The following is a 21,557-nucleotide window of genomic DNA, read 5'->3' on the forward strand; positions in this document are numbered from 1 at the left end:
CGAGGGCGGCCGCAATATCAGGCCAGTTCCCCGACGAGAATCTCCTGCCAGGCATCATAGGCCGATAGAACCGTTTCCATCTGTGCGGTGTGGCCGGTGATGAAGTCGTTGCCGTAGATCGTCTCGTCGGGATATTCGGTGATCAGCGTCATCGGCACGGTGTGGCGGTCGTCGACGGAAGACAGGCACGGGAAGCCGTTGATGATGCGGAAACCGGTTTCTCCGGCATGGATTTCATAGAGCGCGATCTGTCGGTTATTGTAATCGAGCAGGCCGGGAATGGCGCCGAGATGACGGGTCACCCGGTCGAGCAGGGCTTCGGCCCGCTCTTCCCAATCCGCATGGTGGCGGATGATGAGGAAGAAACCCTTCGGCAGCGTCCACATGGCGAAATTGCGCGGCACATAACCGGATAGAGGTCGGGTCCACTCATGCGAGGGATAACCGTGCAGGTTCACATGCAGCTTCGCGCCACTTATCTCCTGCGCCTTGAAGCGGATTTCCTTCTCGTTGAGATGGCTACCTGAATTTTCCAGCGTGCGATATTCGAGGTCATCGCCGAGTGCCGTATAGCGCGCGGCATGGTGCATATGCCGCGGATTGTCGACGCGCAGGCGCTGGTGCAGGGCATAACCGTCAGGGTTTTCCAGCGGAGAAATCGTGAAATGCGCGCCCTTGTGTGCGACGAGTTTGCGGGCCGCGCGGATCGCGCCGACGACGCCTGTGGTTTCGTTCGGATGCTGGCCACCGCTGATCATCACGGCAGCATCGCTGCCGGTAACATATCGGGCGGCAAGGGTGCGGCCGGAGCGGGAACGCGCCTCGAAAGCCTCGCCGGCGATGCCTGAGAGCAGTTTTGCGATCTGGCCCGCAGCGATCGGTTCGCGTGCCTCATCGATCAGCTGTTCGCCGCCATCAAGGAAGGCTGTGGTGAGCGGCCGTGTCTCGATGCGAACGGAGACTTCGCCTTCACTTTTCACGATTTCCGGCACGATCTGGCCGGGTTTCAGGCCCCTGTCACCCAAGGGACGGCCTGACTTTTTCTGGAAGAACTCCAGGAGCGAGAAGTAAAAATCCTCATGCAGCGCCTCGCGCAGGCTGACGACCTCATCACCAACGGAGAGGGCCAAGTCCTCAGCCGGATGCGCGACGCGGATGTTCAGCTCCTCGAAATAGGGCTCGTCATTGCCCCAGTCGTGATTGGCGACGGCGTTGATTGCCGCATGGAAAAGCTGTTCGTATTCTGTCTCCAGCCGTTCGCCCAAGGCATCACCGGCAAGCCGGAACCAGCCGGTGGGAGAGACATTGGTTTCACCCACGATATCGGTATGGACCCGGTTTGGAGCGAGAACCTTGAGAGTTTCCGTTTTGCCGTTGCGGCTCAGCGTAACGTCATAATGGAAGGCGTCGTCCTCGCGGGCGATGAAATCCAGCTTGGCATCGCCCACCAGCGCCGCCAGCGGATAGGCCTCCAGCCGGAAACGGTTGGCGGGGGCGTTCTCGTGCACCGGGTAATGCACCTCGATGGCGTCAACGCCATCGAAATTGATCTCTTCCAGAAAGGTGAAGAGAAGCGGCTTGTAGGCGTTGCGGATGCGGGCGCTGACCCCCTTTTTCTTCAGCCTGTTTTCAGCCTCGCGGCGACTCTTGGCATCATCGAAGGTCCATGCCTCGAAGGACTGGCCGGGCTCGGCGCGGGCGACCAGCGTATCCAGAGTGCGCGCGAAAGTCTGGTCGAAAATCTGGCTCATGGGTTACCTCGAGGTTCTGCCTGTTGGGTCAAGGCTGTCGCGCAGCCAGTCGCCGAGAAGGTTAAGGCCAAGCACGGTGAGAAGGATAGCAAGGCCTGGAAAGACGCTAACCCACCATGCCGTCTGCAGATAGGTACGCCCATCCGCCAGCATGCCGCCCCAGCTTGGAATTGTCGGATCAACGCCGAGACCAAGGAAGGTGAGGCTGCTTTCCAGCAGGATGTTGTTAGCGACATTCAGCGTCATCAGCACGATGACCGGGCCGATGAGGTTTGGCAGCAGGTGCTGAAGGATGATGCGCCAGTCCTTTACGCCGATGGCGCGGGCCGAAAGGATGAATTCCCGCTCCCTGAGCGTCAGCACCGAGCCGCGCACGAGACGCGCATATTGCACCCATTGCGAGACGATCAGCAGGATGATGGTGTTGGTAAGGCTGCCGCCGACGATCGCTATGAAGGTAATGGCGAGCAGGATGAAGGGCATGGCGAGCTGGATATCGGCAAAGCGCATGACCAGCATATCCCAGAAGCCGCGATAATAACCCGCCACCAGGCCAACCACGACGCCGAAGATGACAGCGCCGATGACCGAGGTGAAACCGACCAGCAGCGAAATCTTGCCGCCAGCGACGACACGGGCGAGAACGTCACGCCCGAGCGGATCGGTGCCGAGCGGATGGGCGGCATTGGCGAAGGGTTTAGCAAGGCGCGCCATCAGGTCGATCTTGTCCGCACCGCCCGGAAACAGCACATCGGAAAAGACGACGGCAAGGCAGATGATTGTTGTCAGCGACGCGCCGAGGACGAATTCGAGATTGGTGAAGCGCGCGAGACGCGAGGTTTTGGCAGACATCGTCACTTACTCCGTGCGGATGCGCGGATCGACAAGGCCATAGGCGATATCGACCAGAAGGTTGATGCCGACGATCATCAGCGACAGCACGGTGATAACGGCTTGAAGCACAGGATAGTCACGCGCGCCGACCGCGTCGAAGGCCAGCGTGCCGAGGCCCGGCCAGTTGAAGACGCGCTCGATGACGACGATGCCGCCGAGCAGCCCGCCGAATTGCAGGCCGAAATAGGTAATCAGCGGAATGGCGCAGTTGCGCAGCGCGTGTTTGTAGAGAACCTTGCTTTCACTGAGCCCCTTGGCGCGTGCCACCATGACATATTGCGAGCGCAGCGTATCGAGCATTGCGGTTCGCACCAGGCGCACATTGGTGGCGGTGAGGATGACGCCCATGGTGACGGCGGGCATGATGTAGCTCGCAAAACCACCCATGCCGCTTGGCGGCAGCCAGCCGAGCGTGATGGAGAACAACAGCACCAGCATGGTGGCCAGCCAGAAATTCGGGAAGGACAGGCCGACGAGCGAGAAGATGCGGATCACCTGATCGGCCGTCTTGCCGCGCGAGGTCGCCGCCTTGATGCCGAGCGGAATGGAAAGCGCAATTGACACCGCCATGGAGATGAAGGCGAGAAGCAGCGTTGCGGGCAGGGCATCGGCAATGAGGCGCGAGACCGGCGTGCTGCCCGTGAAGCTGCGGCCGAAATCGAGCGTCACGAGGCCCTTCAGGAAGCTGAAATATTGCACGAAGAACGGCCGGTCGGTGCCGAGCGCCGCACGGATGCGCGCCAGATCATCTTCCGTCATGCTGCCGCCGCCCTGGAACATGGTGACGGCGGGGTCACCCGTCAGGCGGATTGCGAAGGAAACGAGAAGGGTGATGGCGATGACGACAAAAATCGCCTGCAGCAATCGCTTGATGAGGAAACCGGCCACGTTTTTTACCTTGAAGAGAGATCCGGCCTTGCCCGCATTCGGCGGGCAAGGTGTTGATCAGAAACCAGCCTGATTATTCGACGGTGACGTCGGTCAGCTTCAGGCGGTTATCCGGCGGTGCGACGAAACCCTTGACCCGCTTGTTGATGCCGTAAATGGCATTGGTGTTGTAAAGAGGGATTTCCAGCGCGCGTTCGGCGGTGTAGCTGCCGATTTCCTTGAGGATCTTTTCGCGCTCGGCACGGTCGGTCAGCGGACGCTGGGATTCCAGGAGCTTGTCCAGCTTTTCGTCCTTGTCGTAAGGGTTCCACTTTTCACCGGAGTGATACATGGAATAGGCGGTGTTGTCGTAATCGAAGGTCCAGCCGCCCCATTTCTGCTGGAACATCGCGCCGGTCTTGCCCTGCGGAATGATGTCGTTCAGGAGAACGTTGGTTTCATAGGGCTTGATGGTGGCGGTGATGCCGACCATGGAGAGGTAGCTGGAGATGACCTGCGCCACCTCGTTCATCGTCGCATCGTTGCCGCGGATATCGATCTGGAGCGCCGCACCCGGCTTGACGCCGGCTTCCGCGAGAAGCTTCTTGGCGCCTGCCGGATCGTAGGGCAGCGGTTTCAGATCGGCGTCGTAACCGAAGGACAGCGCACTCTGGAAGCTGGCGATTTCCGATGCCTGACCGGCGAGGATCGACTTGACGATCGTGCCGCGGTCGACCGCCATGATGATGGCCTTGCGCACCTTCGGATCGGCGGTGATGCCGTCACGGGTGTTGAAACGCAACGCATCCACCGTCGGGCCGGGAACGCTGACGATCTGAAGCTTGGAATCGCCTTCGATGACCGGGATCATGCCAATCGGAATGGTGGGCGGAATGACGAGATCGACGCGGCCTGCCTGCAATTCGGCAACGGCGGTCGCCGGCTCGGAGATGAAGCGGTATTCCAGTTCGGAAAGCTTCGGCGCACCGCCCCAATAATCCGGGTTGGCTTCAAGCTTGATGTTGGTCTTCGGCGCATAGGATACGAATTTGAACGCGCCGGTGCCGACCGGATTGAGGTTGAAGTTGTCCTCACCCTTTTCCTGAATGTATTTCGGCGGCACGATCATGCCGCCATAACCGGCAAGCTTGGTCAGAAGCACCGGATCCGGCGCCTTCAGCTTCATGTCGACGGTGTAATCGTCGATGACATCAACGCTTTCGATGGAAACATAGTTGGAGCGCTGCGGGCCCTTAGCACCCTGTTCGCCGAGAAGGCGCTCGAAGGTGAACTTGACGGCGGTGGCGTTGAAGGGCTCGCCATTGTGGAACTTGACGTTCTGGCGCAGCTTGAAGCGGATGCGCTTGCCCTCATCCAGCTCTTCCCAGGATTCGGCAAGGCCGGGCACAAGTTTCAGGTCCGGTCCGCGATAGGTGAGGCCATCGAAAATGTTGGTGGCGACAGCCGCCCATTGCACGAGGAAGGTGTCGATCGGATCCCAGCTGCCCGGATCCTGCGGGCTGGAAATGGTCATCTTGCCGGCGGCAAGAGCCGGTGCGGCGGTCAAGGCCGTGGCGGCCATGGCAAGCGCGACGAACGTTGTCGTCATCCCCTTCTTGATTATTGTCATCTACCTGTTCCTCTTCAGATGGTTGTGGTTCTGGTTGTTATTCAGGCGCTCTTCGCGATGAAGTGGCCCGGATTGATTTCCTCATGGGCGAGAATGGCCGGCTCATCGCCGACACGGCGCACGGGGTTTGGAATCTCCCCCTCGATCATGGCGATGCGGCGCTCTATGGTCGGATCAGCCACCGGCACGGCTGATAGCAGGCGGCGGGTGTAATCATGCGTCGGTGTTTCGAACACCTGCCGGCGGCTGCCCATTTCCATGATCTGGCCAAGATAAAGCACGGCGACGCGGTGGCTCATCTTTTCCACGACAGCCATGTCGTGGCTGATGAAAAGATAGGCGAGCCCGCGCTCGGCCTGCAAATCCATGAACAGATTGATGATCTGCGCCTGAATGGAGACATCTAGCGCCGACAGAGCCTCGTCGGCAATGATGAGCTTCGGATTGGAGGCAAGCGCCCGGGCAATGCAGACGCGCTGGCGCTGACCGCCGGAAAACTCGTGCGGATACCGCGCGGCGTGCTCGGAGGAGAGGCCCACACGCTCCAGCAATTCATCCACCCGCCGCTTTACGGCCTTCTGATCATTGATCAAACCATGGGTGTTGATCGGCTCGGCAATCGAGAAACCAACAGTCTTGCGCGGATCGAGCGAGGCGAAGGGGTCCTGGAAGATATATTGCACTTCCTGACGCATGCGGAAGCGTTCCGCCGCCGACATCTGTGCAAAGCTGCGGCCGTTGAAGGTTATTTCGCCCGAGATGGCCGACTGCAACTGCTGGATGGTGCGGCCGATGGTGGATTTGCCCGAGCCGGATTCGCCCACCAGCGCCAGCGTTTCGCCGGCATGAATATCGAAACTGACCTTCTGCACGGCGCTGCACCGGTGCGTTGCCTTGCCGAAGAGGTTCTTGCGGATATCGAAGCGAACGAACAGATCCTTGACTGACAGAAGCGGCTTCTGGTCGTATTTCGCGGTATTTTGCACGCGCTCTTCACCGATCACGACCGGCTGGCCATCCTGCAGCACGGTGAGCGGCAGGCGCTTCGGGAAGGCTTCACCTTCCATGCTGCCAAGGCGGGGAACGGCGGAAAGCAGGGCGCGCGTGTAAGGGTGCTGCGGATTGGCGAAGATATCCTTGACCGGGCCTTCCTCGACCTTCTTGCCCTTCCACATGACGACGACGTCATCGGCCATTTCCGCCACCACGCCCATATCATGGGTGATGAAGACCATGCCCATGCCGAGCTTTTTCTGAAGATCGCGCATGATGTTGAGGATCTGCGCCTGAATGGTCACGTCGAGCGCCGTCGTCGGTTCGTCGGCGATCAGAAGCTTGGGGCGACAGGCGAGCGCCATGGCAATCATCACGCGCTGGCGCATGCCGCCGGAAAGCTGGTGCGGGTATCGCTTCAGAAGCTCGGCGGCATCGGGCAGGCGCACCATTTCAAGCAGCTTCTGTGCTTCCGCCATCGCCGCCTGTTTACCCATCTTCTCATGCAGGACAAGCACTTCGCAGATCTGGTCGCCGATGGTGAAGACGGGGTTGAGCGAGGTCATCGGCTCCTGGAAGATCATGGCGATCTCCTTGCCGCGGATCGAGCGCATTTCTTTCTGAGAGGCCTTCAGCAAGTCCCTGCCTTTAAACAGGATTTTGCCGGTGGGGTAGGTCGCGCCCATCATGTCCGCAAGGCGCATGGTGGAGAGCGACGTGACCGACTTTCCCGAACCGGATTCGCCGACGATCGCCACCGTGCGGCCGGGCTCGACGCTGAAGGAAATATCGTCCACGACGCGGCTATGACCGAACTCGACGCTCAGGCCTTCGACGGACAGGAGGGCGTTTGCGTTTGCGGCGGTCATATCAGCGTCTCCGGCGTGGCCTGCGCCGGTGAAGGGGCGCGGTGATCAGGAAAAAGAAAAGGGTGATGGGCAGGCGAGCTTCGCGCAACGCCGGACGGAAATGTCGAAAATGTCGGGTGAGATCGCATCTTCAGGATGTTTTTTCACAAGGGGCCGCACGACAAGCGATGCCCCAGATTAGTAGCCGTAGTGCCGCCGCAGCCGTGCCGGTTACATCGATGGCCACCGCCCGACGCGAAACGCCGGACGCCAATTCGACAATGCGCATGAAACCTTATTCTCCCCCACCTTTGTTTTATAGAAAAAGCTAACAAAACAGAACAATCATGTCCATAGTGTTGAACAATTTTTCTGTACTGCTCTACAAATGCGCATATGCACCGATTTTGAGCGCGAGCTCCTGCCGAATGCTGCGCAAAGAGGCGTGTATTCCGCCTTGAGTGTCACTAAAAACGCTGAGAAGAACCAAAAGGAATGGGAATGCCGAGCGTGAACAATAGTGCAGGCGCAGTCAGGCTGAGGGGTTTTCTACGATGCTTATCCAGGGATGATGTCGAACTGGTCCGGCGCCACCTTCCTGAACATCTTCGTCTGACGAGAGAGGAACCCGGCTGCATTTCCTTTGAGGTATCCGAGACAGACGATCTCCTGATCTGGCGGGTTGAGGAGCTTTTTGCTGATCGTGCCGCCTTTGATTTTCATCAGCGTCGGACGCGGGCGTCGGAGTGGTTTATGGCGACCTCCGCCATTCCACGCGATTACGAGATAACGACATTGGAATAAATGAGAACAGGCCGCAGCGGCATTCCTGCCGGCTGCGGCCTGTTGGGATTTCGCTGCCGAGACCTATTCCTTCGGCATGCCAACCGGCGGCGCAAGCCGTCGTTGCGCGGCGATGCGGAAGGGGGCGTTCATTGCGCCATAACCGCCGTAAGCCCCGCGCCTTTCGACGATTTCGAAGAAGAAACCTTCGCCGAAGGTGCGGCTGTAAATCTGGAAATATTCGCCGTTGTCGTCGCGGTCATAAAGGATGCTCGCCGCTCTGAGCGCATCGGAAAGTTCCGGTTCCAGACCGAAACGGGCTTCCAGATCGTCGTAATAATTGCGCGAGATCGGCAGGGCCTGAAAACCGCGCGCCTGCATCGCCTTGGCCGTTGCGAAAATATCGTGGGTGGCGAAGGCGATGTGCTGGATGCTGGTGCCGAAACCTTCAGCCAAGAATTTGCCGGCGAAGGTCTTGCGATTGTCGGCACCGTTCATGGTCAGGCGAAAATGCGGCGAGGGTACGCTTTCAATCGCCTGGCTGCGCACCAGCCCGCCCGGATCGACCACATCGATCATCGGTGTGCGGCGGGAGGAAAACAGCGAGATGTAAAACAGAAGCCAGGTCAGCATTTCATCATAATGCGTTGTTTGCGCGAGATGATCGATACGTGTCAGACCGGCATCGCTGGTCGTCTTGTGCCCCTGTATCGGCACGAATTCCTTGTCCCAGATGGAGGCGAGTGCGGGGGTGTCATCAAGGAAATAGATGACGCCGTTGCCCACGCCCTGAATGGCGGGAACCGAGACTTCACCTGTCTTGCGCGGTTCGGCAAAGGTCGGAGCACCGAGCGCTTCTGCCCGCGCCAGTGCCGCCTTGGCATCATCGACCTTCAGTCCGAAGGCATAGGCATTGGTGCCGTGGATCGAATAGGAGGCACCGGCGAAGCTGTCGCCATCATCGCTGGTATTGATGACGATGCGGATGTCGCCCTGCGTATAGAGATCGACCGTGCGGTTGCGGTGCTGCGCCGATTTCTCAAAGCCGAGCGTGGCGAGCAACGCCTCCAGATTGGCCTTTTCTTCCGGTGCCGTGGTGAATTCGACGAATTCGACGCCCTGCGTCTCAACTCGTTCCGGCATCGCTGGTACGTCGATGCGAATATCGGGTTCGAGACGCCGCACCTGGTCCATGAGGTTGATCAGCGAGCGATGGCCATCTTCGGCAAGCAGCCGGGCCGAGCCGCCACGAAACTGGTCGTTGAAGATTTCAAGCGAAAGCGGCCCACTATAGCCTGTTGCCGCCACGGCCCTCATGAAGTCTACGACAGGCAGATCGCCTTCTCCCGGCATATTGCGGAAATGTCGGCTCCAGTAGAGCAGGTCCATGTCGATCAGCGGTGCATCGGCCAGCTGAACAATGAAGATCTTGTCGCCGGGAATGGAGCGGATGGAATTTGGATCGATCTTGCGCGACAGCGTGTGGAAACTGTCGAGAATGATGCCGACACTGGCGTGGTCGGCGCGGCGCACCACCTCCCAGGCGTCGCGGTGATCGCTGATATGGCGACCCCAGGCCAGCGCCTCGTACCCCACGCGAACGCCATGTTTTGCAGCAAGCTCACCCAGCTGATGGAAATCGGCCGCGGCCCGGTCGATGCCGCCGAGCGAGACCGGTGAGACATTCGAGCAGATCAACATCAGATCGGTGCCGAGTTCGCCCATGATGTCGAATTTGCGCTGAGCACGCTCGAAGGCGCGGGCGCGGTGGGGTTCCGGCATGCCCTCGAAGTCGCGGAAGGGCTGGAAGAGGGTAATCTCAAGGCCGTGATCGGCGGCCAGCGCCTTCACCTCGCGCGGCGAAGCATCATAGGTCAGGAAATCGTTTTCAAAAATCTCAACGCCCGAAAAACCTGCCTTGGCAATCGCCGCCAGTTTTTCTGGGAATTCGCCACTGATCGATACGGTTGCAATGGATGTGCGCATTGGCATGCCGTGTCCTGCTGTGTCATAGCTCGCCATATTGCCTTCCTTTTCAGCCTTATGTACTGATTGGTTAATAATACGGGCGTGGGCGGTAACCGCAAGCCCAAGGGTGGATTGATCGACCATGACGAAAACCGCGACTTCCAAAGGCACAGCAGAAACTCGCCCGGCGAAACGGGACCCGGAGGGTGTGCGGCGCGATATTCTGTCCGTGGCGATGGAGGAATTTTCGCAAAACGGTCTGTCGGGAGCGCGGATCGACGAGATCGCCGCGCGCACGCGGACGTCCAAGCGCATGATCTATTATTACTTCACCGACAAGGAGAGCCTTTATCAGCATGTGCTGGAAGAGGCATATGCCAAGGTACGCGGAGGGGAAAGCGATCTGAGCCTGGATGAGCTGGAACCTGTGGCGGCACTCGAGAAGCTCTGTCGGTTCACGTTCGATCACCACCGGCGTAATCCGGCCTTCATCCGAATGGTGATGATCGAGAATATTCACCACGGGCGGCACATGCAGTCTTCCGGGACCATACGCGAGTTGAACCGCACCGCCATCGAGGCGCTGGAGAGCGTGCTGGTTCGCGGCCAGCAGAGCGGCATCTTTCGGCAGGGCATCGACGCCTTGGAATTGCACTGGCAGATCAGCGCCCTGTCGTTTTTCAACGTCTCTAATGTCGCGACGTTCTCGTTTATCTTTGGCGACAGCCTGTTTACCGATGATGGCCAGGAGACCTTGTCGCGGCACGCCAGCGACATGGTGCTGCGTTATGTGCTGGCGCCCGCCCATCTCACGAAGATCGTGAAAGACGCTTGATAAGGTGGCTGAGAGCCACCTCGTATCCTTCGATACCCAACCCAGCGATCACGCCCTCTGCACGGGGTGAAATGTAGGAGTGGTGCCGGAAGGCCTCGCGCTTGTGAATGTTCGAGATGTGCACCTCGATGACGGGAGCCTCGAAGGTATTCAAGGCATCGAGGATTGCCACAGAGGTGTGTGTGAACGCGCCGGGATTGATGACGATGCCCGCGGACTTGCCGCGGGCTTCATGGATCCAGTCGATGATCTCATATTCCCGGTTGCTCTGGGCAAAAAAAAGCGTGTGGCCGGCAGCGTCGGCGATGGCGCGGCAGTTTGCTTCGACGTCGGCAAGCGTTTCATAGCCATAGATTTCCGGCTGGCGCTGGCCAAGCAGGTTGAGATTGGGACCGTTGAGGACCGTAAAGAGGCTCATGCTACGCCCTCCGCCATGCATAGTTCGGTGAAATGCGCCGTCATGCGCTCGGCGTCCGGCTCGCGTCCGCAGAACAGCCGGAAGGCGCCAACGGCCTGGAACACGGTCATGCCGCCGCCTGGCAAGGTGCGGCAACCCTTCTGTGCCGCTGTGGCCAAAAGCTCTGTCACAAGCGGCATGTAGACAATGTCGGCCACCCAATGTCGCTGTTCTATGAGATCGGCGGCAACAGGCATGCCCGGATGCGCTGGCATGCCCATCGGGGTGGCGTGGATCAGGCCATCTGCATAGGGCAGGGACGCAGCCGGGTCATTCACCGCAAAGGCGCGCCCCTCACCAAAACGGCCGTTGAGATCCTGCGCCAAGCGCTCGGCCCTTGCCATATCCCGATCCAAAATATCAAGGCGGGCAATATCGAGCTTCAACGCCGCGTGTGCGACGGCGACCCCCGCGCCACCCGCGCCGACCAACAGTGCCCGATCCCGTTTTGCATCCGGCAGGCCACGGACGAAGCTTTCGTGAAAGCCATACCAGTCCGTATTATGGCCGATCCGTCGCCCATCGCGAAAAACCACCGTATTGACCGCGCCCAGCATCCGGGCGTCGTCCGACAGTTCATGCAGATGCGGGATGACCGCCTGCTTGAACGGATGGGTAATGTTGGTGCCGGCAAACCCGCGTGCTTCGAGCTCGGAAAGAAGCTCCGGAAGCGCCGTTTCCGGCAGTTTGCGGGCGGTGACATCCACAAGCTCATAGGAATAATCGAGACCATGGGCCGCCCCCTCGCGCATATGCAGAGCAGGCGATTTCGATAGCTGGATGTCGGCGCCTATCAGGCCGACCTTGAAGGATGTTTTTTCTGTCATGATCAGGTGTCGCTCGTCGGACGGTGTGGGAGAGGCGGGACGGTGCCCGCCCGCCTTAAGAGCGCGCGAACCTCAGTGGTGGGCGAGAATTTCACCGAGGAACGTGCGCGTGCGCTGGTGCTTGGGGTCGCGGAAAAATTCGTCCGGCGGACCTTCTTCGATGATCTCGCCTTCCGACATGAAGATCACTCTATCGGCAACCTGCCGGGCGAAACCCATTTCATGGGTCACGCAGATCATCGTCATGCCGTCGCGGGCAAGACCGATCATGGTGTCGAGCACCTCTTTGACCATTTCCGGGTCGAGAGCCGACGTCGGCTCATCAAACAGCATGGCCTTCGGTTCCATGCAGAGCGCACGCGCGATCGCCGCACGCTGCTGCTGGCCACCGGACAGCTGGGCCGGGTATTTGTCTGCCTGATTAAGTATCCGCACGCGCTCCAGATATTTGCGCGCCGTCGCCTCGGCGTCGGCTTTCGAGACGCCCTTTACCCGCATCGGGGCAAGCGTACAGTTTTCCATGATGGTCTTGTGCGGAAAAAGATTAAAGCTCTGGAAGACCATCCCCACCTCGCGGCGAACCGCATCGATGGCGCGGCTCGAATCCGACAGCGTTGTGCCCTCGACCGTAATCTTGCCTTCCTGGATCTCTTCCAGGTGATTGATGCAGCGGATGAGCGTTGATTTTCCCGAGCCGGAGGGCCCGCAAAGCACAATCTTCTCGCCTTTGCGAACGGTGATGTTGACGTTTTTCAGCGCGTGGAAGGCTCCATACCACTTTCCAACCCCTTCGAGGGCGATCAGCGGAGCCTGTTCGGCAGATTGCGGCATGGAACGTTCCTTCATGCTAAGCAGGAGTTTCAGTTGACGATGCAGGGGACGTCTTCTTCAAATGTTCTGGCACTTGCACCCGCAGGCGTCAGGATTGGCAGCAAGCTGCCAATCCGACGGCAAGCGCAGTACGCATGCTGTCTTTTGTCTGAAGAATCCCATCGGTTTCCCGATATTTCGATCTTGCACCGCGGGTGAAGGGTCACTTCACGGTGAACGGGATATCAGGCAGGCTTTCCGGGAAGGCAGGCACTTCGCGCTTCATCCACTTGTCGTAGATTTTGGCGAGCTGGCCATCCGACTTGATCTTGTCGAGGAAGGCGTTGATGGTTTCGTTCCAGTCCTTTTCGCCTGGGCGGGTGCCGGCGCCATTGTAAAGCGTCGTCAGGTCGAACTTCGATTCGTATTTTCCATCAGCAGCCTTGTTCAGGCGGTCACCGTAGAATTGGTTGCCGCCAACGACTTCAACCTGGCCGGAAATCAGCGCCTGGATATTGGCGGCGTCATCGTCAAAACGCAGAATATTGGCCTTGGAGCCGGCGCCGGCAGTGATAGCCGTATCCATGGCGCTCGACTTCGGAACGCCGACGGCAACGCCGGTCAGATCGTCGTAACCAGCAATCTTCTTGTCCTTGGGACCGTAGACGGAGAGCACGTTACCGGCATAGGGCTTGGAATACTGGATGGTCTTGGCGCGTTCTGCAGTCATGCCCATGGTTGCGAAGAGGACATCTACTTTCCCGGTCAAAAGTGCCGGAATGCGGTTGGCGACAGCGAGCGGTACGAACTCAACCTTCACGCCAAGATAGTCGGCGAAAGCCTTGCCGATATCGGCATCGAGACCGTCCTGAACGCCGCTGGAATTGACGAAGCCCCACGGCGAATTGTCGCCCTGAATGCCGATCACGACCTTGCCCTTGGCCTTGGCTTCTTCCACGGTGCCGGCAAAGGCATCGACCGGCGCCACGAAAGGCAGGGCGACCGTTGCCGCAGCGAGTGCGAGCATCGCACGACGTGAGAATTTCATAGTGGTGGTGTTCATCTTTTGCTCCTCCTTACAAAGCTGATGAGATGATTTTTGATGATTAACGGGACGCGGCCTGCAGCCGCTTTTCAACACCGGCGCCCCACAGGGAAAGCGGCCAGCAGATCAGGAAATAGATGATGCCGACGATGGCAAAGACGGTGAGGGGGCGGAACGTCTGGTTGGAGACGATCTGGCCCGCACGGGAGAGCTCCACGAAGCCGACAATCGCGGCAAGCGAGGTGCCCTTGATGAGCTGCACCAGGAAACCAATGGTGGCCGGCAGCGAAATCTTGAAGGCCTGCGGCAGCACCACGTCTTTCATTCGAGACACATAATGAAGACCGAGTGCGTTGGCTGCCTCCGTCTGACCCTTTGGCACCGCCTGGATGCCGCCGCGCCAGATTTCACCCAGAAAAGCACTGGCATGCAGGGTGAAGGCGATGGCCACCGCGATCCACGCATCCACATTGAGTCCGGCAAGCGCCACGCCGTAATAGACGACGAAGAGCTGCATCAGGAGCGGCGTGCCCTGGAACACGGCGATGAATGCGGCACTTGCCCGCTGGACTGCCGGCCTGTCGGCCACACGGGCAAGCGCCACGCAGAGACCGAAGATGCCGCCGCCGATGAATCCGATGAGGGTCAGCGCGAGGGTCCATTTGAGACCCTGCATGAGGAAGAAGAGTTCGTTGGGGCCGATGGATGCCATTGTCTTCTCCTCACTTGACCGGATAGCTGAAGGATGTGCGCGAGATGAGTGCGAAAATGCCCATCATCAGCGAGGAAATGATCAGATAAAGTAGCGTGATCGAGAAATAGACTTCAAAGGACCGGAACGTATCCGCCTCGATTTTCTGAGCGACCGAGGTCAGTTCATAGGCGGCAATCGAGGTGCAGACCGACGTGGTCAGCGTCAGCATGATGAACTGGCTTGTGAGCGAGGGATACACGGCCCGGAGAGCCGGTTTAAGGATGATATGGCGGAAGATCTGCGCGCGATGAAGACCCAGCGCAAGGCCTGCCTCCACCTGGCCCTTTGGAATGGAATCGACGCCACCTCGAATGATTTCAATCGCATAGGCGCCGCCGTTCAGGGCAAGCGCAATGATCGCCGTGGCCGTCGGGTTAAGTTTGACACCGATCTGCGGCAGGGCGAAGAAGATGAAGAAAATCTGCACAAGAAACGGCGTGTTGCGGATGACTTCGACAAAACCGATGACGAGCCCGCGCAGCAGCTTAAAGCGAGAACGGCGGGCGACGACGCCCAGAACGCCAATGACGGTAGCAAGCGACATGCCGGCAATCGCCAGGCCGATTGTCGCCAGACAGGCCAAAAGCAGCTCGGGCAGACGCTCGATGACCGCCGAAAAATCGAGACTGTAAGACATTCTTCCTCCAACCCATCCGGGCTCGGACAGGTAATTTTCCTGTCCGTAATGCTTCGACGACCTTTTTCGCGTCGAAGCCCTCCACCCGGTTCTGCTCATCCCGGAACTCTCATTCCTCGTCCGGGTATGGGCTTGCTGATAATGTTTGTACCAGTTAGTTCATTTTGGTGTCAAGTCGTACATGCGATGAAAAAGCAGTCCTGAAACTGTTTTTCAAATATTATTGACCGGCAAATAAGTCGTTTATTATCAATAACTAAAGTGGTGCACTTCCACTTGCTCGTTGTCACGAGCCTGATCTGCGATAGAGCAGCGGCTCGCCGCTTAAACTTCACCTTAAAGAGCAGGCCAAAGCAGGTCCGGCTAGTCTTTGCTCGTCCCCAGCTGGTCTATCTGCGCCGCCAGACGATCGGCTATTAACAGCGAAGCGCCGGTCGCCGTCACCATCTGCGGAAGCGATAGCCATTCCAGCATCCAGCTTGCGCCGGAGCGTTCCTGTTCATGCACGAGCGACTGGTGCAGTGCGGAGATTTGCACGGCGTTAAAGCGGGCGAGCGCCACCAGCGTTTCGGCATTGACGGGGTTTTGCTTGTGCGGCATGGCCGAAGAACCGCCGCCGCCGGAGAGACGGATCTCTGTGCCGAGTTCGGCCATCAGCGCGATATCCTGCCCGAACTTGCCGAGTGAGCCTGTCACGAGCGAGAGAATATTGCCGAATTCGGCGATGCCGTCGCGCTGGCTCTGCCATTGCTGTCTGCCAGCAAGGCCCAGCCGTTTTGCAAGGTCGGCGCGCACCGTTGCGGCATTGTCGCCGAGCTTTTCCAGCGTACCGGCGGCGCCGCCGAATTGCAGGGCAAAACCGCTCTGCGCGAAGGTTTCGAGCCTGAGCAGATGGCGCTCAAGCGGCGCGATCCAGCTTGCCGCGCGCTCGGCCACCGTGATGCCGATGGCGGCCTGCATACGGGTATAACCCGTCAAGGAGTTGTGGCCATCGCGGGAGGCCAGGTCGCCCAGGGTGTCAATGAGGTGGCCGAGCCGGGCGGCGATGATCTCGACCGCAGCCTTCAGCCGGAGCATCAGGCTGGTATCGATGACATCCTGGCTGGTTGCGCCGAAATGAACCTTGTCCGCCGCCTTGCCGGCGACGGCTGCCCGCATCTGCCGCACGAGTTCAGGCACCACCACGCCGTCTTTCGCGACGCCATGACGAAGGGCGGTCAAATCGGCGGCGAAGTCCGAAAGCCCGGAGACGATTGCCTCCGCCACATCCTCGGAGATGATGCCAGTCTCCGCTTGCGCCTGCGCCAGAGCCGTCTCGAAACGGACCATGGCGTCAATATCAGCCCTTGCCGAGAACAGTTCGACGATTTCGCTATCGCCGAAAAGGCCTGACAGGAACGGATGCTCGAAGGGGGAAAGGCTCATCGTCCGGCTCGCTTTCTTTTGCGCATATCGTTGTTGCAAAACCGCTGCACACTTTTGCGCGATATGCGTCAGATATCGAAAAACACGGTTTCGCCTTCGCCCTGAAGGCGGATATCGAAACGATAGACGTTGCCTTCCTCTTTTTTGGCGACGAGCGTGGCGATGCGGCTTTTCTGCTCGATGCGGGCAAGAACCGGATCGGCGGCATTCGCCTCCTGTTCTTCCGGGAAATACATGCGGGTCTGCAGGCCGATATTGATGCCGCGCGCGACGATCCAGAAGGTGATGTGCGGCGCCATCGGACGGCCATCGCGGAACGGCACTGAGCCGGGCTTGATGGTCTCGAAGACGAATTCGCCGGTATCCATGTCTCCGGGCGAGCGGCCCCAGCCGACGAAGTTCGGGTCGGCCTTGCCGCGTGTTTCGCTTGGGCTGTTGTAATAACCGTCGGTATCGGCCTGCCAGATTTCGATCAGCGCGTCCTTCAATGCCATTCCGGCGCCATCATAAACCGTCCCGCGCACGCTGATGCGTTCGCCGCGGGCCTTGTCGTTATAAAGCGGACCGGAACCGAGATCCTTTTCGAACACGCCTTCGATGCCGACGAAATTGGGTGTGCAGCCGATATGCACATAGGGGCCTGCCGTCTGCGAGGCGGTTTCCTTGAAATAGTTGAGCGGCTGAACCATGGTCAGTTGCCCTCCATGCGGTTTTCGAAAAGGGTGGAGCGGCGGCCGCGCAGCACGATATCGAACTTGTAGGCCAACATGTCCATCGGCAGTGTGGCATTCATATCCAGCGGTGCGATCAACCGCTTGATGGCATCCTCATCCGGGATGGTCTTGACGATCGGACATTTCCAGATCAGCGGATCGCCTTCGAAATACATCTGGGTAATCAGCCGCTGGGCGAAACCATGGCCGAAGACCGAGAAATGGATGTGGGCCGGCCGCCAGTCATTGACGCCATTTGGCCAGGGATATGCGCCCGGCTGGATGGTCTTGAACCAGTAATAACCGTTCTCATCCGTGATGGTGCGGCCGACGCCGCCGAAATTCGGATCGATGGCGGCGAGATAGCTTTCCTTCTTGTGGCGGTAACGACCTCCGGCATTGGCCTGCCAGAACTCTACCAATGCGCCATCGACGCCGCAGCCACGCTCGTCCAGCACCCGGCCGTGAACGAGAATACGTGGACCGACCGGCATTTCGCCGGGACGGGCATAGTTGAGGATAAGGTCGTTATCCAGCGGGTTCAGCATGCCGTGGCCGAAGACCGGTCCGGTGATCTCGCTCTTGGTGCCCTCAAGCGAAATCAGTGCCCGCTGCGGCGAGCGCAGGATCGAGGTCTTGTAGCCGGGCGCATAGGCCAGCGGGTGAATATCGCGGTTACGTGCGAAGAACGGTCCCGTTTCGGGCGGCTGGTTGCTCATTTCGTCTCCTCCTCACTGGAACTATCAGCTTTCATACCCGCCAGAGCAAGCTTGGCAATCTTGAAAGCATGGTTGGAAGCGGGCACGCCGGCATAGATCGCCACATGCATCAGCGCTTCGCGAATATCCGCTTCCGTGGCGCCGGTATTGACGGTGGCGCGCACATGCATGGCAAGCTCCTCATCCTGCCCCAGTGCCGCCAGCAGGGCGATGGTGACGATCGAGCGCTCACGCTTCGTGAAGTGGGTGCCGGACCAGACCGTGCCCCATGCCCCTTCGGTGATAAGCTGCTGGAAGGGCTGGTCGAAAGCAGTCGTCAAGGTCTGCGCGCGGTCGACATGGGCGTCACCCAGCACCGAGCGGCGGGTTTTCATGCCCTGTTCGAAACGTTCGTTCTTGTTGATATGGTCCGCCATCGGTCAGTGCTCCGGCAAGGTCTTCAGAAAAATGCAAACTGCCTGCGTGTAGGCAAGCGGCTGTTCAAGGCAGGGGATGTGGCCGCAGCCGGCGACGGTGTGGAAGCGGCTCGCGGGGATGAGAGCCGCCAGCGATTGCACCAGTTCCGGTGGGGTCGAGCCGTCCTGATCGCCCGCAACACAAAGCGTCGGCACGGCGATGCGGCCTGCCTCTTCGGTGAAATCCGCGTCACGAATGGCAGCACAGGTGCCGCTGTAACCGGCCTCGGGCTGCTGGGAAAGCATGTTGCAGGCACCGGCATAGGCGGCATTGTCCCGACGGCGGAAGGCGGGCGTGAACCAGCGCTCCATGACGGGATCCACCAGCGAGGCAAGGCCATCGGCGGCGATCTTATGGACGCGGGCATTCCACATTTCGGCTGTGCCGATCTTATGCGCGGTATTGCTGAGCACCAATGCGCGTACGAGATCCGGCCGGCGCGCATAAAGGCCCTGCGCAATGAGACCGCCGACCGACAATCCCCAGATGACGGCGTTTTTGACGCCAAGATGATCGAGGAGCGCAATCAGGTCGCCGGCATGATCGTCTATCGAATAGGGGGCACGCCCGACATCGGAAAGCCCGTGACCACGCTTGTCGTGCAGGACGTAAGCATAGTCGTCGCCCAGCACCTCGATGACCGCATCCCAGATGCGGAAATCCGTACCGAGCGAGTTGATGAAGGCGATGACTGGTTTGCCGCTGTCCAATCCCTTGACGCGATAATGGATCACAGTCTCGCCGCAGCGCAGAAAATGCATGGCATGCTCCTCCTGCGAAGGATATTGCAAGCGCGTTCCGGTTAAGTAAAATGACATTATAGATGAAAATCATAACCTGGAGATTATACGAGCGATGGTCGATCAGCGTATCAAATTCCGGCACCTGCAGACTTTCGTGGAGGTGGCGCGGCAAAAAAGCGTCATCCGCGCTGCGGAAATCCTGCATGTCAGCCAGCCGGCGGTGACGAAGACCATTCGCGAGCTCGAGGAGATTCTCGGCGTTTCGCTGTTTGACCGGGAAGGACGTGGCATTCGCATCAGCCGCTATGGCGAGGTGTTCCTGCGCCACGCCGGCGCGACGATGACGGCGCTGCGTCAGGCGGTCGATTCGGTGTCACAGGAGGCGGCGCGCGCCGGCCCGCCGGTGCGGGTAGGGGCTTTGCCTACGGTTTCGGTCCGGATCATGCCGAAGGCGATGGCCGGTTTTCTGGCGGAAAAGACCGGCAGCCCGGTGAAGATCGTGACGGGCGAGAACGCCGTTCTGCTGGAGCAACTGCGTGTCGGCGATCTCGATCTCGTCGTCGGACGTCTGGCGGCGCCGCAGAAGATGGCCGGGTTTTCCTTCGAGCATCTCTATTCGGAAAGGGTGCGCTTCGTGGTGCGCGCGGGCCACCCGCTTCTCTCACCCGGTGTTTCGGTGTTCGATCATCTGCATGAATATCCGGTGCTGATGCCGACAAGACAATCCGTCATCGGCCCCGTCGTCGAGCAGTTCCTGATCGCCAACGGCGTTCCGGCTCTGCCGATCCGCATCGAAACCGTGTCCGACGCCTTCGGCCGCGCTTTCCTGCGCACCAGCGATGCGATCTGGATCATCTCGGAGGGCGTCGTGGCGGCGGATGTGGCCGATGGCATTCTGGCCATCCTGCCGGTCGAAACCGGCGATACCAGCGGTCCGGTGGGGCTGACGGTCCGGGCCGATACGCAGCCCTCGTTGCCGCTCTCGCTGCTGATGCAGGCCATACGTGAGGCGGCGGGCGAGTTGCTGGATGGGAAGACTGAAGGGTGAACACACGTGCGACGTCGTCTTGGGCCTTTACAATAGGTACGAGGACGACGTCGACGCAAATGGCGTGGCCCCTAATAGGGAAGCCCCACGTAATTTTCCGCAAGCGCCGTCGAGGCGGCGCGTGATTGCACGAGATAAGCCAGTTCCGCTTCCTGAATGCGCTGGCCGAAATCGTCGGTATCGGGAAAACGATGCATCATCGTCGTCATCCACCAGGAGAAGCGCACAGCCTTCCAGACGCGGGAAAGCGCCTTCTGCGAATAGGCATCGATGCCGGCTTTGGACCTGTCGTGATAAAATTCGATCAGTGCTTCGCTCAGGTAGTGGACGTCGCTGGCGGCAAGGTTAAGGCCCTTGGCGCCCGTCGGCGGTACGATATGGGCGGCGTCCCCCGCTAAAAACAGCCGTCCAAACCGCATCGGCTCGCTGACGAAGGATCGGAGCGGCGCGATCGATTTTTCGAAGGATGGGCCGGTCACCATGACATCCGCATGGTTTTCCGGCAGGCGCCGGCGGATTTCATCCCAGAAGCGCTCGTCGCTCCAGTCTTCCGGCCGATCCTCCAGCGAACATTGAATGTAATAGCGGCTGCGCGTGTGCGAGCGCATGGAGCAGAGCGCAAAACCGCGCGGATGGTTGGCATAGATGAGTTCGTGGTTGACCGGCGGCACTTCGGCCAGAATGCCGAGCCAGCCAAAGGGGTAGACCTTTTCGAATTCCTTGATCGCGCCTTGGGGCACGGATTTGCGGCTCACCCCGTGAAAACCATCGCAGCCGGCAATGAAATCGCAATCGATCCGGTGGCTTACGCCGTCTTTCTGATAGGTGACATAGGGACTTGCGCCATCAAAATCATGCGGTTCGACATTGGCAGCGTCGTAGATGGTCACAAGGTTTGCCGCCTCACGCACATCCATCAGATCATGGGTCACCTCGGTCTGGCCATAGACCATGACCTGGCTGCCGCCGGTGAGATCGAAGAGATCGATGCGGTGGTCTCGACCGTCGAAGGTCAGCGAAAAACCCTCATGCGGCAGGCCCTCGCGGCGCAAGCGCTTATCCGCGCCGACCTTTTCCATAAGCTGCACGGTGCCTTCTTCCAGCACGCCGGCGCGAACACGGCCAAGGATATAGTCCTTGCTGACCCGATCGAGAATGACGGTCTCGACGCCGGCTCTCGCCAGAAGCTGGCCAAGCAGCAGCCCCGATGGGCCCGAACCGATGATGACGACCTGTGTACGCATTGTTTCCTCCCGAACTTCTCTCCGGTCAAGAAATTGACCAAGCGTTGCCGGAAGCTCAATGGACTTTCTGATCCGTAAATTGCACAATCCGACCATCAAGCGTAGAAGGG

Annotated in this window: 21 protein-coding genes; 3 read left to right on the forward strand and 18 right to left on the reverse strand. The window is 59.5% G+C overall.

The window, feature by feature from the left end; genetic code table 11:
• Positions 1 to 17 precede the first annotated feature (17 nt).
• The 5 genes from ACFVTJ_RS21260 to ACFVTJ_RS21280 all read right to left on the reverse strand — a co-directional run bounded on the left by ACFVTJ_RS21260 (position 18) and on the right by ACFVTJ_RS21280 (position 7,004).
• A complete protein-coding gene (locus tag ACFVTJ_RS21260) occupies positions 18 to 1,751 on the reverse strand; it encodes a M14 family metallopeptidase (protein WP_386910580.1) in 1,734 nt (577 codons plus the stop codon).
• Positions 1,752 to 1,754: 3 nt separating this feature from the next.
• Entirely contained in the window at positions 1,755 to 2,603 is an 849-nt protein-coding gene (locus ACFVTJ_RS21265) for an ABC transporter permease (RefSeq protein ID WP_386910581.1), read from the reverse strand.
• Between the two features lie 6 nt (positions 2,604 to 2,609).
• Complete coding sequence (locus ACFVTJ_RS21270; RefSeq protein WP_172965715.1) at positions 2,610 to 3,533, reverse strand: ABC transporter permease; 924 nt, start codon at positions 3,531 to 3,533, stop codon at positions 2,610 to 2,612.
• A 73-nt stretch (positions 3,534 to 3,606) separates the two neighbouring features.
• A complete protein-coding gene (locus tag ACFVTJ_RS21275) occupies positions 3,607 to 5,142 on the reverse strand; it encodes an ABC transporter substrate-binding protein (RefSeq protein WP_386910582.1) in 1,536 nt (511 codons plus the stop codon).
• 41 nt (positions 5,143 to 5,183) lie between these two features.
• The gene (locus ACFVTJ_RS21280; protein ID WP_386910583.1) at positions 5,184 to 7,004 is read right to left on the reverse strand and encodes an ABC transporter ATP-binding protein; all 1,821 of its coding nucleotides are present in this window, start codon (positions 7,002 to 7,004) and stop codon (positions 5,184 to 5,186) included.
• Positions 7,005 to 7,478: 474 nt separating this feature from the next.
• Here ACFVTJ_RS21280 and ACFVTJ_RS21285 point away from each other — a divergent pair, with 474 nt between their 5' ends.
• Complete coding sequence (locus ACFVTJ_RS21285; RefSeq protein ID WP_386910584.1) at positions 7,479 to 7,787, forward strand: putative quinol monooxygenase; 309 nt, start codon at positions 7,479 to 7,481, stop codon at positions 7,785 to 7,787.
• Positions 7,788 to 7,850: 63 nt separating this feature from the next.
• On the opposite strand, the gene ACFVTJ_RS21290 is transcribed toward ACFVTJ_RS21285, so the two are convergent.
• Positions 7,851 to 9,752 (reverse strand): bifunctional sugar phosphate isomerase/epimerase/4-hydroxyphenylpyruvate dioxygenase family protein, encoded by a 1,902-nt coding sequence (locus ACFVTJ_RS21290; RefSeq protein ID WP_386910665.1) that lies wholly within the window; start codon positions 9,750 to 9,752, stop codon positions 7,851 to 7,853.
• Positions 9,753 to 9,876: 124 nt separating this feature from the next.
• Here ACFVTJ_RS21290 and ACFVTJ_RS21295 point away from each other — a divergent pair, with 124 nt between their 5' ends.
• Entirely contained in the window at positions 9,877 to 10,569 is a 693-nt protein-coding gene (locus ACFVTJ_RS21295) for a TetR family transcriptional regulator (protein WP_386910585.1), read from the forward strand.
• Here ACFVTJ_RS21295 and aroQ read toward each other — a convergent pair.
• The 11 genes from aroQ to pcaD form a co-directional block, all read right to left on the reverse strand.
• Positions 10,544 to 10,987: a type II 3-dehydroquinate dehydratase gene (gene aroQ / locus ACFVTJ_RS21300; RefSeq protein WP_065655344.1), complete on the reverse strand. Its 444-nt coding sequence runs from the start codon at positions 10,985 to 10,987 to the stop codon at positions 10,544 to 10,546. The two genes, ACFVTJ_RS21295 and aroQ, sit on opposite strands and share 26 nt — an antisense overlap.
• The gene (locus ACFVTJ_RS21305; RefSeq protein ID WP_386910586.1) at positions 10,984 to 11,853 is read right to left on the reverse strand and encodes a shikimate dehydrogenase; all 870 of its coding nucleotides are present in this window, start codon (positions 11,851 to 11,853) and stop codon (positions 10,984 to 10,986) included. Before ACFVTJ_RS21305 ends, aroQ begins: the two co-directional genes overlap by 4 nt.
• Positions 11,854 to 11,925: 72 nt before the next feature.
• Positions 11,926 to 12,684, reverse strand: coding sequence for an amino acid ABC transporter ATP-binding protein (locus ACFVTJ_RS21310; RefSeq protein ID WP_386910587.1), 759 nt, complete (start codon positions 12,682 to 12,684; stop codon positions 11,926 to 11,928).
• A 202-nt stretch (positions 12,685 to 12,886) separates the two neighbouring features.
• Entirely contained in the window at positions 12,887 to 13,726 is an 840-nt protein-coding gene (locus tag ACFVTJ_RS21315; RefSeq protein ID WP_386910588.1) for a transporter substrate-binding domain-containing protein, read from the reverse strand.
• 43 nt (positions 13,727 to 13,769) lie between these two features.
• Positions 13,770 to 14,420 carry an amino acid ABC transporter permease gene (locus ACFVTJ_RS21320; protein ID WP_209091468.1) on the reverse strand — a complete coding sequence of 217 codons (651 nt, stop codon included), beginning with the start codon at positions 14,418 to 14,420 and terminating at the stop codon, positions 13,770 to 13,772.
• 10 nt (positions 14,421 to 14,430) lie between these two features.
• Positions 14,431 to 15,099 carry an amino acid ABC transporter permease gene (locus ACFVTJ_RS21325; RefSeq protein ID WP_144576432.1) on the reverse strand — a complete coding sequence of 223 codons (669 nt, stop codon included), beginning with the start codon at positions 15,097 to 15,099 and terminating at the stop codon, positions 14,431 to 14,433.
• Between the two features lie 363 nt (positions 15,100 to 15,462).
• Positions 15,463 to 16,524 (reverse strand): 3-carboxy-cis,cis-muconate cycloisomerase, encoded by a 1,062-nt coding sequence (locus ACFVTJ_RS21330; RefSeq protein ID WP_386910589.1) that lies wholly within the window; start codon positions 16,522 to 16,524, stop codon positions 15,463 to 15,465.
• A 68-nt stretch (positions 16,525 to 16,592) separates the two neighbouring features.
• Positions 16,593 to 17,213 (reverse strand): protocatechuate 3,4-dioxygenase subunit alpha, encoded by a 621-nt coding sequence (gene pcaG, locus ACFVTJ_RS21335; RefSeq protein WP_386910590.1) that lies wholly within the window; start codon positions 17,211 to 17,213, stop codon positions 16,593 to 16,595.
• A 2-nt stretch (positions 17,214 to 17,215) separates the two neighbouring features.
• On the reverse strand, positions 17,216 to 17,956 hold the full coding sequence (gene pcaH, locus ACFVTJ_RS21340; protein WP_386910591.1) for a protocatechuate 3,4-dioxygenase subunit beta: 741 nt from the start codon (positions 17,954 to 17,956) through the stop codon (positions 17,216 to 17,218).
• Positions 17,953 to 18,372 (reverse strand): 4-carboxymuconolactone decarboxylase, encoded by a 420-nt coding sequence (gene pcaC, locus ACFVTJ_RS21345; protein ID WP_386910592.1) that lies wholly within the window; start codon positions 18,370 to 18,372, stop codon positions 17,953 to 17,955. Before pcaC ends, pcaH begins: the two co-directional genes overlap by 4 nt.
• Positions 18,373 to 18,375: 3 nt before the next feature.
• A complete protein-coding gene (gene pcaD / locus ACFVTJ_RS21350) occupies positions 18,376 to 19,173 on the reverse strand; it encodes a 3-oxoadipate enol-lactonase (RefSeq protein ID WP_386910593.1) in 798 nt (265 codons plus the stop codon).
• Positions 19,174 to 19,267: 94 nt separating this feature from the next.
• On the opposite strand from pcaD, the gene pcaQ reads away from it, so the two are divergent.
• Positions 19,268 to 20,203, forward strand: coding sequence for a pca operon transcription factor PcaQ (gene pcaQ / locus ACFVTJ_RS21355; protein WP_386910594.1), 936 nt, complete (start codon positions 19,268 to 19,270; stop codon positions 20,201 to 20,203).
• Positions 20,204 to 20,274: 71 nt separating this feature from the next.
• Here pcaQ and pobA read toward each other — a convergent pair whose 3' ends face one another.
• Positions 20,275 to 21,447, reverse strand: coding sequence for a 4-hydroxybenzoate 3-monooxygenase (gene pobA / locus ACFVTJ_RS21360; protein ID WP_386910595.1), 1,173 nt, complete (start codon positions 21,445 to 21,447; stop codon positions 20,275 to 20,277).
• Between the last annotated feature and the right edge of the window lie 110 nt (positions 21,448 to 21,557).

Source organism: Agrobacterium sp. NPDC058088, from assembly GCF_042885035.1.
GTDB lineage: Bacteria > Pseudomonadota > Alphaproteobacteria > Rhizobiales > Rhizobiaceae > Agrobacterium.

Coding starts and splice junctions, on each gene's coding strand:
- ACFVTJ_RS21260 (WP_386910580.1), bottom strand. CDS start 1,751: ATGAGCCAGATTTTCGACCAGACTTTCGCGCGCACTCTGGATACGCTG.
- ACFVTJ_RS21265 (WP_386910581.1), bottom strand. CDS start 2,603: ATGTCTGCCAAAACCTCGCGTCTCGCGCGCTTCACCAATCTCGAATTC.
- ACFVTJ_RS21275 (WP_386910582.1), bottom strand. CDS start 5,142: ATGACAATAATCAAGAAGGGGATGACGACAACGTTCGTCGCGCTTGCC.
- ACFVTJ_RS21280 (WP_386910583.1), bottom strand. CDS start 7,004: ATGACCGCCGCAAACGCAAACGCCCTCCTGTCCGTCGAAGGCCTGAGC.
- ACFVTJ_RS21285 (WP_386910584.1), top strand. CDS start 7,479: ATGGGAATGCCGAGCGTGAACAATAGTGCAGGCGCAGTCAGGCTGAGG.
- ACFVTJ_RS21290 (WP_386910665.1), bottom strand. CDS start 9,752: ATGCGCACATCCATTGCAACCGTATCGATCAGTGGCGAATTCCCAGAA.
- ACFVTJ_RS21295 (WP_386910585.1), top strand. CDS start 9,877: ATGACGAAAACCGCGACTTCCAAAGGCACAGCAGAAACTCGCCCGGCG.
- aroQ (WP_065655344.1), bottom strand. CDS start 10,987: ATGAGCCTCTTTACGGTCCTCAACGGTCCCAATCTCAACCTGCTTGGC.
- ACFVTJ_RS21305 (WP_386910586.1), bottom strand. CDS start 11,853: ATGACAGAAAAAACATCCTTCAAGGTCGGCCTGATAGGCGCCGACATC.
- ACFVTJ_RS21310 (WP_386910587.1), bottom strand. CDS start 12,684: ATGCCGCAATCTGCCGAACAGGCTCCGCTGATCGCCCTCGAAGGGGTT.
- ACFVTJ_RS21315 (WP_386910588.1), bottom strand. CDS start 13,726: ATGAACACCACCACTATGAAATTCTCACGTCGTGCGATGCTCGCACTC.
- ACFVTJ_RS21320 (WP_209091468.1), bottom strand. CDS start 14,420: ATGGCATCCATCGGCCCCAACGAACTCTTCTTCCTCATGCAGGGTCTC.
- ACFVTJ_RS21325 (WP_144576432.1), bottom strand. CDS start 15,099: ATGTCTTACAGTCTCGATTTTTCGGCGGTCATCGAGCGTCTGCCCGAG.
- ACFVTJ_RS21330 (WP_386910589.1), bottom strand. CDS start 16,524: ATGAGCCTTTCCCCCTTCGAGCATCCGTTCCTGTCAGGCCTTTTCGGC.
- pcaG (WP_386910590.1), bottom strand. CDS start 17,213: ATGGTTCAGCCGCTCAACTATTTCAAGGAAACCGCCTCGCAGACGGCA.
- pcaH (WP_386910591.1), bottom strand. CDS start 17,956: ATGAGCAACCAGCCGCCCGAAACGGGACCGTTCTTCGCACGTAACCGC.
- pcaC (WP_386910592.1), bottom strand. CDS start 18,372: ATGGCGGACCATATCAACAAGAACGAACGTTTCGAACAGGGCATGAAA.
- pcaD (WP_386910593.1), bottom strand. CDS start 19,173: ATGCATTTTCTGCGCTGCGGCGAGACTGTGATCCATTATCGCGTCAAG.
- pcaQ (WP_386910594.1), top strand. CDS start 19,268: ATGGTCGATCAGCGTATCAAATTCCGGCACCTGCAGACTTTCGTGGAG.
- pobA (WP_386910595.1), bottom strand. CDS start 21,447: ATGCGTACACAGGTCGTCATCATCGGTTCGGGCCCATCGGGGCTGCTG.